Source organism: Pseudarthrobacter oxydans (genome assembly GCF_030812335.1).
GTDB lineage: Bacteria > Actinomycetota > Actinomycetes > Actinomycetales > Micrococcaceae > Arthrobacter > Arthrobacter oxydans_B.
The window spans coordinates 53,189-67,580 of the sequence record NZ_JAUSSN010000008.1 but is presented as its reverse complement, the minus strand read 5'-3'; the positions used below and the strand labels follow the sequence as shown (position 1 = coordinate 67,580).

13 protein-coding genes are annotated in these 14,392 nt (G+C 69.1%); 6 read left to right on the top strand and 7 right to left on the bottom strand.

Features of this window, described 5'->3' with window-relative positions; all coding sequences use genetic code 11:
* On the top strand, positions 1 to 507 hold the full coding sequence (locus J2W14_RS14110) for a DUF6314 family protein (protein ID WP_307463560.1): 507 nt from the start codon (positions 1 to 3) through the stop codon (positions 505 to 507).
* Positions 504 to 908: an NUDIX hydrolase gene (locus J2W14_RS14105; RefSeq protein ID WP_307463558.1), complete on the top strand. Its 405-nt coding sequence runs from the start codon at positions 504 to 506 to the stop codon at positions 906 to 908. Before J2W14_RS14110 ends, J2W14_RS14105 begins: the two co-directional genes overlap by 4 nt.
* Before the next feature lie 5 nt (positions 909 to 913).
* Here the strand turns inward: J2W14_RS14105 and J2W14_RS14100 are convergent, their stop codons facing one another.
* Entirely contained in the window at positions 914 to 2,827 is a 1,914-nt protein-coding gene (locus tag J2W14_RS14100) for an ABC transporter ATP-binding protein (RefSeq protein ID WP_307463555.1), read from the bottom strand.
* Positions 2,824 to 4,494, bottom strand: a complete 1,671-nt coding sequence (locus tag J2W14_RS14095; protein WP_307463553.1) for an ABC-F family ATP-binding cassette domain-containing protein — start codon at positions 4,492 to 4,494, stop codon at positions 2,824 to 2,826. The genes J2W14_RS14100 and J2W14_RS14095 overlap by 4 nt, the downstream gene beginning before the upstream one ends.
* Before the next feature lie 228 nt (positions 4,495 to 4,722).
* Between J2W14_RS14095 and J2W14_RS14090 the strand changes: the two genes are divergently transcribed.
* The 4 genes from J2W14_RS14090 to J2W14_RS14075 are packed head-to-tail and all read left to right on the top strand — an operon-like array spanning position 4,723 to position 7,706.
* Complete coding sequence (locus J2W14_RS14090) at positions 4,723 to 5,469, top strand: hypothetical protein (protein ID WP_307463550.1); 747 nt, start codon at positions 4,723 to 4,725, stop codon at positions 5,467 to 5,469.
* Entirely contained in the window at positions 5,451 to 6,191 is a 741-nt protein-coding gene (locus J2W14_RS14085) for a hypothetical protein (RefSeq protein WP_307463546.1), read from the top strand. The genes J2W14_RS14090 and J2W14_RS14085 overlap by 19 nt, the downstream gene beginning before the upstream one ends.
* The gene (locus tag J2W14_RS14080; protein WP_307463543.1) at positions 6,188 to 6,922 is read left to right on the top strand and encodes a hypothetical protein; all 735 of its coding nucleotides are present in this window, start codon (positions 6,188 to 6,190) and stop codon (positions 6,920 to 6,922) included. The genes J2W14_RS14085 and J2W14_RS14080 overlap by 4 nt, the downstream gene beginning before the upstream one ends.
* A 40-nt stretch (positions 6,923 to 6,962) precedes the next feature.
* A complete protein-coding gene (locus tag J2W14_RS14075; protein WP_307463542.1) occupies positions 6,963 to 7,706 on the top strand; it encodes a hypothetical protein in 744 nt (247 codons plus the stop codon).
* A gap of 172 nt (positions 7,707 to 7,878) precedes the next feature.
* Here the strand turns inward: J2W14_RS14075 and J2W14_RS14070 are convergent, their stop codons facing one another.
* The 5 genes from J2W14_RS14070 to mobA form a co-directional block, all read right to left on the bottom strand.
* Complete coding sequence (locus tag J2W14_RS14070) at positions 7,879 to 10,902, bottom strand: alpha-mannosidase (RefSeq protein WP_307463539.1); 3,024 nt, start codon at positions 10,900 to 10,902, stop codon at positions 7,879 to 7,881.
* Positions 10,903 to 10,995: 93 nt separating this feature from the next.
* The gene (gene fdhD, locus J2W14_RS14065) at positions 10,996 to 11,877 is read right to left on the bottom strand and encodes a formate dehydrogenase accessory sulfurtransferase FdhD (protein WP_307463537.1); all 882 of its coding nucleotides are present in this window, start codon (positions 11,875 to 11,877) and stop codon (positions 10,996 to 10,998) included.
* 88 nt (positions 11,878 to 11,965) lie between these two features.
* Complete coding sequence (locus J2W14_RS14060; protein ID WP_307463534.1) at positions 11,966 to 13,375, bottom strand: molybdopterin molybdotransferase MoeA; 1,410 nt, start codon at positions 13,373 to 13,375, stop codon at positions 11,966 to 11,968.
* Positions 13,372 to 13,659 carry a DUF6457 domain-containing protein gene (locus J2W14_RS14055; RefSeq protein ID WP_307463532.1) on the bottom strand — a complete coding sequence of 96 codons (288 nt, stop codon included), beginning with the start codon at positions 13,657 to 13,659 and terminating at the stop codon, positions 13,372 to 13,374. The genes J2W14_RS14060 and J2W14_RS14055 overlap by 4 nt, the downstream gene beginning before the upstream one ends.
* Complete coding sequence (mobA, locus tag J2W14_RS14050; RefSeq protein WP_307463531.1) at positions 13,643 to 14,368, bottom strand: molybdenum cofactor guanylyltransferase; 726 nt, start codon at positions 14,366 to 14,368, stop codon at positions 13,643 to 13,645. Before mobA ends, J2W14_RS14055 begins: the two co-directional genes overlap by 17 nt.
* Between the last annotated feature and the right edge of the window lie 24 nt (positions 14,369 to 14,392).

Sequence of the window (14,392 nt, the reverse complement as noted above, 5' to 3'; positions counted from 1 at the left end):
TTGAATCCCCAGTCCCCGGACGCCGCTCCGGATTTCGACCTCCGCGCCTACCTGCTGGGCACCTGGGCCGTGGAACGAACCCTGCTGGACCGGTCCACCGGCACCCGGGGGACCTTCACCGGCGTCGTGCGCTTTACCGCAACGGACGACGACGGCGGCCTCCGCTTCCGCGAAGAGGGCACCGTTTCCTGGGCCTCCGTCCCCGGCGGACCGGCCGGATCGGCCGGCGCACCGTTCACCGGGCCGGCCAGCCGGGAGTACCTGCTCCGGCCCACGGGCGCACCCGACACAATGGACATGTTCTTCCCCGACGGAAGGCCGTTCCACCGCATGGGCTTCGGCGCGCGGACCAGCCAGGACCAGCACTGGTGCGACCCGGACACTTACCGCGTGAGCTACACCCGAACGGGCCCGGACGAATTCCGCTACGAGTGGGATGTCACCGGCCCGGCCAAGGACCAGCTGCTCACCTCGGTCCTGCGCCGCACCGCGGACGCCGCGGCATGAACCCGCTGATTGTGGTCTCCGCGGTCTGTGTTTTCGACGAGGCCGGACGCCTGCTCACCGTGCGCAAACGCGGCACGGACAAGTTCATGCACCCCGGCGGCAAGCCCGAGACGGGCGAGACGGCGGCGCAGACGGCCGCGCGGGAGCTGGCGGAAGAAGTCGGGATCGTGCTCGCGGCCGACGAGCTCGTGCTCCTGGGTATCTGGCTCGCGGACGCCGCCAATGAGGCCGCGACGCAGATCCAGGCCACGGTCTTCACGGCCCCGGGCGTCTGGAATGCCCGTCCCTCCGCGGAGATCGCCGAGATCCGCTGGCTGGACCTGGCCGCGGAGCTGCCGGACGACCTCGCCCCGCTGCTCACCGACCACGTCCTGCCTGCCCTCTGGGGCCAGCCGGGCTAGTACAGCTAGTGCCCGGGAACGGCCTCTTCCGCCACGGCGCTGGCCTCGGCGAACTGGGTCCGGTAGAGCTCCGCGTAGCGGCCCTCGGCGGCCAGCAGCTCGGTGTGCGTTCCGCGCTCCACGATCCTGCCGTCCTCCACCACCAGAATGGCATCGGCGGCCCGGATGGTCGAGAGCCGGTGGGCGATCACGACGGCGGTGCGCCCCTCGAGCGCGGCGCCGAGCGCCTCCTGGACGGCGGCTTCATTGGTCGAGTCCAGGGCCGCCGTCGCCTCGTCCAGGATCACAACGCGCGGCTGGGCAATCAGCAGGCGGGCAATGGTGAGGCGCTGGCGTTCGCCGCCCGAGAGGCGGTAGCCGCGCTCCCCCACGACCGTGTCCAGGCCGTCCGGGAGCGAGCGGATCATGTCTTCCAGCCGGGCCTGCCGCAGGACGTCCCACATGAGCTCGTCGCTGGCCTCCGGGCGGGCCAGGCGCAGGTTGGAGGCGATGCTCTCATGGAACAGGTGCCCGTCCTGGGTCACCATGCCCAGGGTGTGCCGCATGGAATCGAAAGTGAGGTCACGAACATCCACCCCGGTTCCGGGCACGGCTCCGCCGAAGCGGACCGCACCGGAATCGACGTCGTATAGGCGCGAGAGCAGCTGCGCGATCGTGGATTTGCCGGCGCCCGAGGAGCCCACAAGGGCGACCGTCTGGCCGGGTTCGACCCGGAAGCTGATGCCGTGCAGCACCTCTTCGCCGCCGCGGGTGTCGAGGGTGGACACGTCCTCGAGCGAGGCGAGCGAGACCTTGTCCGCCGAAGGGTAGGAGAAGCGGACGTCGTCGAACTCCACGGACAGCGGCCCGGCCGGCGAGGACACCGCGTCGGGCTTCTGCTGGATGAGCGGCTTGAGGTCCAGGATCTCGAAGACGCGCTCGAAGCTGACCAGGGCGCTCATGATCTCGACGCGGGCGTTGGAGAGCGCGGTGAGCGGCGCATAGAGGCGGGTGAGCAGCAGCGCCAGCACGACGACGTCGCCCGCGGCCAGCTGCCCCTGCAGCGCAAGGAAGCCGCCGAGCCCGTAGACCAGGGCCAGGGCCAGCGCCGAGACGAGCGTCAGGGCGGTCACGAAGGTGAACTGCAGCATGGCAGTGCGGATGCCGATGTCCCGCACGCGCCCGGCGCGGACGGCGAACTCCCGGGATTCCTCGTCGGGGCGGCCGAAGAGCTTCACCAGGGTGGCGCCCGGGGCGGAGAACCGCTCGGTCATCTGGGTGCCCATGGACGCGTTGTGCTCGGCGGCCTCGCGACGCAGGTCGGCCAGCTTGGAGCCCATCCGGCGGGCCGGGATCAGGAAGATCGGCAGCAGGATCATGGCGAGCACGGTGATCAGCCAGGACTTCCCCAGCATCACCACGAGGGTCAGGGCGAGGGCCACGACGTTACTGACGACCCCGGACAGGGTCCCGGCGAAGGCCGACTGGGCGCCGATCACGTCGTTGTTCAGCCGGCTCACCAGCGCCCCGGTGCGGGTGCGGGTGAAGAACGCGATCGGCATTTTCTGCACGTGGTCGAAGACCTTGGTGCGCAGGTCCACGATCACGCCTTCGCCGATGGTGGAGGACAGCCAACGCGTGACGAGTCCCAGCCCGGCTTCGGCGACCGCCACGACGGCGATCAGCACGGCCAGCCAGACCACGACGTCGGTGGCCGCACCGGCGATGATCGCGTCCACGACCTGGCCGGCGAGCACGGGGGTGGCGACGGCCAGCACGGCCATCACGATCGAGAGCAGCACGAAGGCGATCAGCTTGCCCTTGTGCGGGCGTGCGAAGCTGAACACACGCTTGAGCGTCTCCTTGGAGAACGGTTTCGAGCCGCTCGAGGCGCGCGTGATGTTGTAAAGGGAGCTCCAGGCCACCCGGTCCATGCTCATGTGTTGTTGCCTTTCGGGGCGGTGTGGCCCAGGAGCTCGGTGACGACGCCGTTGTCCACGTTCCAGCGCGCGTCGAGGCGCACGTTTTCCAGCAGCCTGCGGTCGTGGGTGACCAGCAGCAGGGCGCCGTCGTAGCCTTCGAGGGCTTCCTCGAGCTGTTCGATGGCCGGAAGATCCAGGTGGTTGGTGGGCTCGTCGAGCACCAGCAGGTTCACGCCGCGGGCCTGCAGCAGCGCCAGCGCAGCCCGGGTCCGCTCCCCCGGCGACAGGGAGTCCACCGGCCGGGAGGTGTGGTCTGCCTTGAGGCCGAATTTGGCCAGCAGGGTCCGGACCTCGGCCGGGGTCTGGTCCGTGAGCACGGCCTCGACGGCGTCGGCCAGTTTCAGCGGGCCGGCCAGCAGCCCGCGGGCCTGGTCGATCTCGCCCACGGCCACGGAGGCGCCCATGGAGGCGTCGCCGGAATCGGGCCGCTGGAGGCCCAGCAGCAGGCGGAGCAGGGTGGACTTGCCGGCGCCGTTGGGGCCGGTGATGCCGATCCGTTCGCCGGCGTTGAGCTGCAGGTTCACCGGCCCCAGGGTGAAGTCCCCCTGACGGACGACGCCGTCGCGGAGCGTCGCCACGACGGCGCTCGAACGCGGTGCCTGGCCGATGCTGAACTGCAGCTGCCACTCCTTGCGGGGTTCGTCGACCTCGTCCAGCCGGGCGATGCGCGATTCCATCTGGCGGACCTTCTGGCCCTGCTTCTCGGAGGACTCGGTGCTGGCCGCGCGCCGGATCTTGTCGTTGTCCGGGTTCTTCTTCATGGCGTTGCGGACACCCTGGGAGCTCCACTCGCGCTGAGTGCGGGCCCGGGAGACCAGATCGGCCTTGGTGTTGGCGAACTCCTCGTAGCGTTCCCGGGCATGCCGGCGCGCCACGGCCCGCTCCTCGAGGTAGGCCTCGTAGCCGCCGTCGTAGACCGCTACGGAGTTCTGCGCGAGGTCCAGCTCCACGATGGTCGTCACGCAGCGGGCGAGGAACTCGCGGTCGTGGGAAACCAGCAGCACGCCGCCGCGGAGTCCCTGCACGAAGGCCTCGAGTTTGGCCAGCCCGTTGAGGTCCAGGTCGTTCGTGGGTTCGTCCAGGAGCACGATGTCGAAGCGGCTGAGCAGCAGCGCTGCGAGCGCCACGCGGGCAGCCTGCCCGCCGGAGAGCCCGGTCATTTCGGCGTCCTGGCCCACCTCCAGGCCGAGGTCGGCCAGGACGGCCGGGATGCGATCGTCCAGGTCCGCGGCGCCGGAGGCCATCCAGCGGTCGAACGCGAGGGAGTAGTCGTCATCGGAGCCGGGGGCGCCGCTGCCAAGGGCATCCGCCGCGGACTCCATGTCCAGGGTGGCCTGCGCGCAGCCGGTGCGCCGCGCGATGTAACCGGCCACCGTCTCGCCGGCGATCCGTTCGTGTTCCTGGGGCAGCCAGCCCACGAAGGCGTCCGCCGGGGCCAGGCTGATGGAGCCTTCCTGCGGCTGGTCGACGCCGGCCAGGAGCCGGAGCAGGGTGGATTTGCCCGCTCCGTTGGCGCCCACGACGCCGACGACGTCGCCGGGCGCGACGGTGAGGGAGAGTTTGGAGAAGAGTGTGCGGTGGTCGTGACCACCGGAGAGGTCCTTGGCAACAAGGGTTGCAGTCATTGGTCCATTCTCTCACCGCGGCCCACAGCAGACCGCCACAGGGCGTTCCGGGCGCCCGCCGGCCGCCGGGCATAAGAGAACCCGCCGGTCCGGACTTGGGGGGTGTACGGACCAGCGGGTTCGAGCATTTAGCATAGTTGAATCAGCACGTCCCGTAAAATCACCCCTGTCACCGCTCCACCGAACTTCAGAAGCCGCACTTCCATTCGACTCTGCAGGAAGCCGTAAATGCCCTTACCCGCCAAGGCGTTTCAACACTGGCTCCATGTCGTTGCCCCCAACGCGAGCACAGCCGACATCTGCAGGATCTCCGGGATCAAGCGCACCACGCTCGCCCAGCAGCTTGTGCGCGGCAAGGTCGCGGAAAGCACCCTCGTCAGCATCAGCCGGGCCCTCAAGCGCAGCCCCCTGGCAGACCTTGCCTCGTTCGACAGCTATGCGGAACTCGCCGGGCGGCCGCTGCCGCCCACTCCCGCCGAACTCGTCAGCCAGATTGCCACCATGGACCTGCTGCGGGCCGTCATCTCCCGCTCGGCCCCGGCCTACGGCGGCTACGGTGACGACGGCAGTGCGCTGACGCCGGCGCTCGCCCCCGCACCGCACGCCACCTCGGTCCGGAACTGGGTGGACGCGATCGACGACGGCGAACTGCGGCACCGGGTCTCGGACGCCACCGGGGTCGCGCCGCAGAACTATTCGGCCCAGTTGACCGCCAACCGGCTCTCCCCCGAGTTGGCGGTCGCAACCGCACGCGCCGCTGGCGTAGGATTCACGGGCGGACTCGTCGCTACGGGGTTGCTGACAGAAGCCGAGGCCGGCTGGCCGCCGGAGGCCAAGCAGGCCGCCCTGGATGCCTTGTCCGATGGCGAACTCACGGCCCTGGCCGGGGAGCGGCTGCAGGCCCTCGGCAAAACCCTGCGCCGCCAGGAACACGAGCAGGAACAAACAAAAAAGATATGGGAGAACCTCGGATGATCGCGATCCTGCAGTGGACCACTTTGGCGGTCTGCGCACTCGTCGCGATCGCGCGGATTCCAAGTGCGCTGCGGGGTGAGAACAGGTCCATTTTCGGCGTCTTCGTGCTGTCCACCGTGGCCATCCTGCTCAGCATCGACGTGAGCTACCGGTCCATCGATGCGTGGCTCGGCTCCGAGAACTATACAAACCTGATCCTTCGTTTCGTCGTCTACGGCACGGTACTGCTGGCCGGCTACCGGATCGCCAAGGCCTTCGCCGCCAGGAAGAGCGTCCGCCTCATCGCCGGCCCCGCGGGCATGGCTGTCCTCGCCGTCATAGGCATCGCCACCGTGATTCTTTTCCTGTGGGCTGACACCGCGGGAACCGCCACCGGCTTGAGCGGCGTGCGCGACAGAAGCCCCCAGAATGCGGCACTCATCGAATCCTACGCCGCGGCGGGGCGCTTGTACCCGGCCTACGTTGCCGTGTGCATCCTGCCCGCCACCTTCGTGGCCATGGGTCAGCAACTGCCCAGAACCATCCGCATCGGAGCACTGCTGCTGACGGTCGCATTCGCCGCCATGGCCTCCGGCTCCTTCTTCCCCCTGATCCCGTCGGAAGTTGCATACCTTCAAGCCGTCATCAATTACACCGCGGTATTGTGCCTTGCGCTGGGTCTCGCCCTCATCTGGATCTCCAGCCTGATGGCAAAGCGCGAGCTGCGGCTGAACCCCCGATGATCGAGATCCTGCAGTGGACCACGTTGGCGGTCTGCGCTCTCGTCGCGGTCGCGCGGATTCCGAGTGCCCTCCGGGGCGAGAACAGGTCGCTGTTCTTCGTCTACGCGTTCATGACCGTGGCCATCCTCTTGAGCATCGAGGCACCGTACCTGGCCGTGGACAGTGTCCTCGGTGGAACGAACCTGGCCAACCTGCTGCTGCGCTTCATCATCTTCGGCACCGTCTTTGCCCTCGGGCTCAGAATCGCCCGGGGCTTCGGGGCGGACGACGCCCTCCGGCTGATCACCGGCCCGCCCGGAATCGTGTTTGTGGGAGCTGCATCGGTGGCGGTCGTGGTGGTCTTCCTGATGATGGACACGGCAGGATCGTCCGCCGGCCTGATCGCGGTGTACGACAGGGATGTCCGCAACGCGGCGCTCGTGGAGTACTACGGAGCGGCCGGACGGCTCTACCCCGCCTACATCACGCTTGCCCTCTTCCCTGCCATGGTGCGGGCGGTGCGCAGCGGGCTCCCCCGCCTTGTGCGGCTCGGCGCCGGCTTGCTGGCAGTTGGATCCCTGGCTATTACGCTGAGCCTGCTGTCCCCGGTGATTCCTCCGTCACTGGCCTACCTGCGCTTCGTCTTCAGCTACACCGCCATTTTGTGCCTCGTGGTGGGGCTTTCCGTTTTCTGGCTGTCGAAAATTCTGGCCAGGAAGACGCGGAGAGCGCACACTGGCTTGACCGGATAGTAACTGTGAGCCGCGCCGCGGAGCGACGGGGAGAACCCTGATGAGGGCAACGCTGGAATGGGCGACGCTGCTGGTGTGTTGCGCGGCGCTTCTCCTGCGTGTGCCGGACGCAGTACGGGGCCGGAACCGGACTGTGTTCGGCATCCTCTTCCTGGGCACCTTGTGCAGTGTGCTCGCCGTCTCCGAGCTCTACGAGCTGATTGACCGCGCCCTGGGCGGGTGGGACCTCACGAGCCTGATCCTGCGCTATCTCGTCTTCGCGACTGTCCTGCTCGTCGGCCTCCGGGTCACCAGGGGACTCGCCGCTGACCGGGCCCACCAGCTCATTGCCGGAGGAATCGGGCGCTGGGCGCTGGGGCTCGGCTGCCTGGCCGTGACGCTGGCGTTCTTCCTGATGGACAGCTACGGATCACCGGAGGGGCTGCACGCGCAGGCGGCGGACGGCGCAGGGGACGCGGACCTGGCCCCCTGGTTCACGGCTGCCGGACGCACGTATCCAGCCTTCGTTTCACTGGTCCTGGTGGCTCCGCTGCTGGCAGCCGTCAGAAGCCGGCTGCCGCGCCTGGTCAGGGCCGGCGCCCTGCTCGTCCTGCTCGGCGCCGCCTTCGCGGTCCTGAGCCTTCCGGCCGCCCTGACGCCGTCCAGTTGGGCCGGCGCACAGCATTTCGTCAACTACGCGGCGGCCCTGGGCTACGTCGTGGGCCTCGTGGTGTTCTGGTTTTCCGGGCTGATCGCGAGTCCCTCAGGTAACGCTAGGGCAACATTACGTCGGAACCGCGGCTAGGCATTCACAAAATCATTAGACCATGAGAGAATCATGAATGTGTGAAAGCGGCATTCGCTTCGTGAACGGGGACAATCCGTGCGGAGCCGAGGCAGCCGCCCAAGCGCCATTGGGGGGATGAGTGGTAGCGGTCCAACTGGACCGCTCCCACTCAGCCTGTTTAACGGCCCGTTCAGCGCATAAACCTCAACGTCACCAGCTGGAAGGGCCGGAGCGCCAGGTCCACCGAGTCCCCCGCCGCGGTCACTCCCGGCGCAACCGCCGGACGCTCCAGCAGGTCCACCGTGTGGATGCCGTGGAGGGCAAAGCCGGCCGTCACGGTCCCCGTGGACCTCTCCCCCAGCGATTCGTAGACCCGGACGATCACGTCGCCGGAGCCATCCTCGGCGAGTTTCACGGCCTCAACGACCAGGGCCGGGTTGGAGACGGCAATGAGCGGTTCCACGCCATGGGCGCCTTTGACCACGCGCGGGGCCAGATTCGTGCGGTATCCCTCTGCGACGGCATCGGCGATGCTGGCGCCGGGCCGGATGGTGACGTTCAGTTCGTGGCGGCCGCGGTCCGCGGCGGGGTCCGGGAACTTGGGCGCGCGCAGCAGTGAGAGCCGCACGGTGGTGGTCGTCCCGCCGTCGTCCGCCCGGATATTCCGGGTGACGTCATGGCCGTAGGTGGATGAGTTCGTAACTGCCACCCCGTAGCCGGGCTCGGCGACGTGGATCCACCGGTGGGCGCAGATCTCGAACTTCGCAGTTTCCCAGGAGGTGTTGAGGTGCGTTGGGCGGAACACATGCCCGAACTGGGTCTCCGAGGCGGACCGGTCCGCCCGGACGTCCAGCGCGAATCCGAGCTTGAGGAGCTTTTCGCTTTCCTGCCAGTCCACCGCCGTCGAAATCGCCAGGGAGCCGGCGCCCGCCGCCAGCGATATCCGCTGGGTGACCGCCGAGGATCCCGCCAGCCGCTCCACCACAACGACGGCGTCCCGGCCGCGGGATTCCAGCGTCAGGGAACGCGCGCCGGTCAGTCGGACGACGTTGCGCCGGTAGAAGGCGTCGATGTCCCAGGCGTCCCATTCGTTGGGGGTGTCCCGGTGCAGCTCCAGCAGGTTCCCGAACTGCCCGGGCGCGATGGCGTCGCGTCCGCTGGCATAATCCGTCAGCGATGCCAGCAGACCGTCGGCGTTGATGACGGCGCGGATGATCCCGTTGTCCAGGATGTAGCCGCCGCCGGCTTCGGTGGCCAGCACGGGCTGCCCGGCGGGGACCGGCTCGGCCGCGGCCAGCGCGGGGACCCCGTGGCGCGCATGCGGATCGGCGTTGAGCAGGAAGTCAGTGTCCCCGGCGCCCAGTACGGCGGAGGCGGCGTCGGCGATGATCGCTTCAAGCTGCCGGCCGACGGCGGCGTAGTTCCGTTCGGCGTCCTGGTGCACCCAGGCGATGGAGCTGCCCGGGAGGATGTCGTGGAACTGCTGCAGGAGCACCAACCGCCAGAGGCGCTTGAGTTCGTCCGCCGGGTATCCGTATCCGGTGCGCACGGCCGCCGTGGCGCACCAGAGTTCGGCTTCGCGGAGCAGGTGTTCGCTGCGCCGGTTGCCCAGTTTGGTTTTGGCCTGGCTTGTGTAGGTCCCGCGGTGCAGTTCGAGGTACAGCTCGCCGACCCAGACGGGGAGGGCGTCGTATTCGGCTTCGGCGCGGGCGAAGAAGCCGGCGGCCGAGCCGAGTTCCACCTTCGGCGATCCCTCAAGGTCCGCGGTGCGGCGCGCCGCCGCCAGCATCTCCCGGGTGGGGCCGCCGCCGCCGTCGCCGTAGCCGAACGGAACCAGCGAGACCGTGCCCCGGCCGTGGTCCCGGTAGTTGCGCTCGGCGTGGGCGAGTTCCCGGCCGCTGAGTTCCGAGCTGTAGCTGTCCACCGGCGGGAAGTGGGTGAAGACCCGGGTGCCGTCGATCCCCTCCCAGTTGAAGGAGTGATGCGGCATCCGGTTGACCTGGTTCCAGGAGATCTTCTGCGTCAGGAACCACTTGCTGCCGGCGGCCTTGACGATCTGCGGCATGGCCGCCGAATAGCCGAAGGTGTCCGGCAGCCAGGCCTCCTCGCATTCCACGCCGAATTCGGCCAGGAAGAAGCTCTTCCCCTCCAGGAACTGGCGGGCCATGGCCTCGCCGCCGGGCATGTTGGTGTCCGATTCGACCCACATGCCGCCCACCGGGACGAACTGGCCGGTCTTGACTTTTTCCCGGATCCGGCCGAAGAGCTCCGGATACAGCTCCTGGATCCAGGCCAGCTGCTGGGCTGAGGAGCAGGAAAACACGAACCCGGGATCCTCGTCCATCAGTGCCACCACGTTGGAGAAGGTGCGGGCGCATTTGCGGATGGTTTCGCGGACGGGCCACAGCCAGGCGGAGTCGATGTGCGCGTGTCCGGTGGCGAGCAGGTGGTGGGCGGAGGCGTACGCCGGCCGGGCCAGGACGCCGGCCAGGGCCTCGCGCCCGGCTGACGCCGTGCCGGGGACGTCGTCGGGATCCATCACGTCCAGCATCCGTTCCAGCGCGCGCAGGATTTCGTGGCGGCGCGGCAGTTCCATCGGCAGTTCGTGCATCAGGCCGCTGAGGGTCCAGATGTCCTGCTGCAGCTCCCAGACCGTCTGGTTGAGTTCCGCGATGACGATCCGGCCGAGCCGGTACTTCGGCTCGTTGCCGGAGGTTGCTTTGTCGCCGTAGGGGGTCGCCGCGAAGGTCCACCCCTGCGACAGGTCGGGGTTGGCGGCCGCCTCGACGTAGAAGTCGACGGCCATCCCGCCGCCCAGGAGCTTCAGCGGAATGTACTGGTTCCGCGGGGAGATGGCCTTGACGATCGTCCCGTCCGGCCGCCAGGCGATCCCTTCGCATTGAAATCCGGGAAGGTCACTGCTGAAGCCCAGGTCCACAATGACTTCCACCGAGGTGTCCGCTGCCGTGCCCCAGGCGTCCGGGACCTGCCCCTGCAGACGCAGCCACTTGGTGCTCCACGGCCGCCCCCACGCCGCTCCGTGCTCCTGCGGCGTGAACTGCTGCCGGAGGGCGTCCAGGACCGGGACCGGTTCGTCCGGGACGTCCCAGCTGCTCAGGGTCAGCGGAACGCTGCGCGGATAGACTGCGGGCACGATGCGTTCGCGAACAAAGCGGTCCAGCCGGACTTCCGTGAGACGGCGGTCGTCGTGCAATGTGATCCTCTTAGCGCTGCGTGGATGACGCTGAATTGCATCCAGTCGATGGATAAAACTTACTGCGCCGCTGGCCCCCGAGCCAAGTGGCTGTCAGCGGACGCTATCCGCCAAGCCCACGGGCACGCTCACACGGCGGGCTCCGGCATAGACGTTCAGCGACGTGCCGCGGCTGAATCCGGCCAGCGTCATGCCGCTGGCCTCGGCCAGCTCGACTGCCAGGCTCGACGGCGCGCTGACCGCGGCGAGGACGGGAATGCCGGCCAGGGCGGCCTTCTGCACCAGTTCGAACGATGCCCGGCCGGAGACCTGGAGCACGGTTCCGCGCAGCGGGAGCATGCCCTCGCGGAGGGCCCAGCCGACCACCTTGTCCACGGCGTTGTGGCGCCCCACGTCCTCGCGCAGGCACAGCAGTTCCACGGAGCCGTCCTCGGCTATCCGGAACAGGCCGGCGGCGTGCACGCCGCCGGTGACGTCGAAGACGGCCTGGGCTTCCCGCAGCCGGTCCGGCAGAGCCGCGAGCGTGGCCACGGGCACCGTCAGCGGGTCATCGGCGGGGCTGAAATGCGAGGACTTGTGCACGGCCTCGATGGAATCCGTGCCGCAGATGCCGCACGAGCTGGAGGTGTACACGTTCCGGCCGGTGTCCGGGCGGACGACGTCGGGCCTCAGCTGGGCTTCCACCACGTTGAACGTCTGGACGCCGTCCTCGTCTTCCCCGGCGCAGAACCGCAGCGAGACGAGCTGGTCGGGGCTCCAGATGACGCCCTCGGAGACGAGGAAGCCCGCCACGAGGTCAAAGTCGTTCCCCGGTGTCCGCATGGTGACGGAAAACGACAGGCTCCCGATCCGGATCTCCAGCGGCTCCTCCACGGCGAGCACGTCCTCCCGGTGCCGGACCGGGAATTCGAGGGCCTGGGGGGACCCGTCCAGGACATATTTGTGCACCTTGCGGCGCTGCGTGACGCGACCCATCAGGTACTCCTAACCAACATAACTCCATCATGGCAAGCGCTGGGCCGGGTGGCCAGCGCGGGTTCAAAACCGGGTTCAAGACCGGGTGCTACCCCAGCAGTTCGCTCCAGTCCACGGGCCCGCCGGTCCCGGAGGGCTTCCGGGCGGGCCGTTTGGGGGCGGGCTTGTCTTTGGGTGCCGCCGGCTCCGGCAGGGGCGTGCCCCAGGGAAGGGTGAAGGCCGGGACGGATTCCCCCAGCTGGACTCCGTGCGGCGGGACCACCAGGACGCCGTCGGCCGCGGCCAGCCCGCGCATCATTCCCGGCCCGGTATGCTGCGCCGGAGACGCCATGCCGTAGAGGAGCCGGAAGGGCATCAGCCGGGTCCGGCCGGGGTCAGGGTCGATCATGGAGCCGCAGGGCACCTCGGTGACCGGCGGCGGGGCCCGGTGCCCCAGCGCCGCCAGGAGCGGGGCGCCGAGGGTGGACAGTGCCATCATGGCCGCGAGCGGGTTGCCCGGCAGCCCGATGATGAACCTGCCGTCCGGCAGTTCGGCGAGCACGGCCGGATGGCCGGGACGCATCGCGATGCCGTCGATCAGCAGCCGCCCGCCGAGTTCGGCCACGGAACGGCGCAGGTGGTCGGTCCCGGACCGGCCGGTGCCGCCGGTGGTGATGACGACGTCGGCGGGCAACGGTTCGGCGCGGGACCGGACGGGCGGCTGCGGCCCATCGGCAGCCGCGGGTTCGGCCGCCGGGTCGGTGTCCTCGAGCGCGGTGAGCCATTCAGCGTAGCTGTCGCCGATTTTCGTTTCGCCGGCACAGATCCCGCCGAGCATTTCCACGACGCCGGCGAGCTGGGGACCGAAGGTGTCGCGCACCTCCCCCGGCCGGGGGATCCCGGCCGTGACCACTTCCGAGCCGGTGAACACCAGCCGGACGACGGGCTTGCCCAGGACCGGCAGAGTGTCGTGGCCGGCGAGGGCCGCGAGGGCCAGATGGGCGGGGTTGAGCACGGTGCCGCCCTTGATCAGCACTTCTCCGGCGGCGGCTTCCTCCGCGGCTTTCCGGATGTGCTCGCCGTTTCGGGGCTCGCCGGGCTTCGCTCCGCCGCCGAGCTGCAGGAGCGGCAGCCCGTCCTCGTCGGCTGCAATAGTGCCGCTTTCGCTGCGCAGCACGGCCTTCGCTCCGGGAGGGATCAGCCCGCCCGTGACGATCGGGCTGGCCTGGTGCGGTGCCAGCCGCTGGCCGGGTTCGGCCAGGATCCACGGCCCGCTGCCGTTGACGGCCCAGCCGTCCATGGCGGAGGAGGCGTAGTGCGGCATGTCCACCAGCGCCGCCACATCGGCGGCGAGTTTCCGTCCCAGCGCGTCGCGAAGGGCCACGGGTGCGGCGGGGATGGGCGTCGCGCAGTCGAAGGCAAGCTGCCGGGCTTCCTGCCAGGTGTGCGCGAGGTGCCGATGGGGCGCAGGCTCATCCCCCGCGGCAGCTGGACTGCCGTGAGGGGGTGCAGGTGTCATGCTCCGGGGGCTTCGTCGGCCGCGTAGTCCTTGGCCAGTTTCCGGGCGACGCCCATCGCGGCCTGCATCGAGACGGCATCCGTGGCCTGGCCGGAGCCCGAGGCCAGCCCTGCCGCAAAACCGGCAATAAACGTTGTCAACGGCGCCGCAGGGCGCACCACCGAGTGCGCCGCCACCCCGGCCAGGGCCAGGATCTCGTTCACGTCAATCTCGACGTCTTCCAGTTCCAAGGCCTGAAGCAGGGCACGGCACCAGTCTTCGAGTGTTTCATCCTGGCTTTTCACCGTTTGCCTCCAAAGTCGAGTTCAGCGGGGGAACCCCGGGCCGGAGGCCTGGGTTATGGCTGTCGCGGTGATGGCCGTCGAAGCCATGGCCGTTAACCGGGCCAGTCACCCCCAACGCGGAAGCATCGTCCCAAGTATCCACATCATCCGTGGATCCCTTGGGGACGCTGACTTCCCGCACCTCCAGCCTAGCAAGAAGGGCGAATATCGAGGCGTTGTCGAGCTCGCCGCGCTGCCTGGCGTCGGCCACGCACCGTTGTAGCGCAGCCGTGCTATATAGGCCGACCAGGGGCTGCCGGCGGCCGTCAGCAGATACTGCCATCAGCCCGTCGCCCGGAGGGGCTTCCGCGGCGGCTGCCAGCAGTCTTCCGACGGCGGCGTCCGCCCGGGGCATGTCGACGGCGAGGACCAGGGTCAGGGGTGCCGCGGCAGGGTGGCGGGGGTCGCGGCTGCGGTGCCGTTCCAGGGCGGAGATCCCGGCGGCGACGGCGGCGGCGGGGCCGGCGAAGGCCGGCTCCTCCCGGCAGCTCAGCACTCCCTCGGGCAGGGTTCCCGGGTCGGGCCCGACGACGGCGACGGCCACCGCCCCGCGCGCGGCCTGCAGGGCGAGCTCCAGGAGGGTGGCGCCGTCGTGCATCAGACCGGACTTGGGCACACCTCCCAGCCGGGACGACCGGCCCCCGGTCAGAATGACAGCGTCGAATTCCACCGGCCCAGCCTAACTGGCATTAGG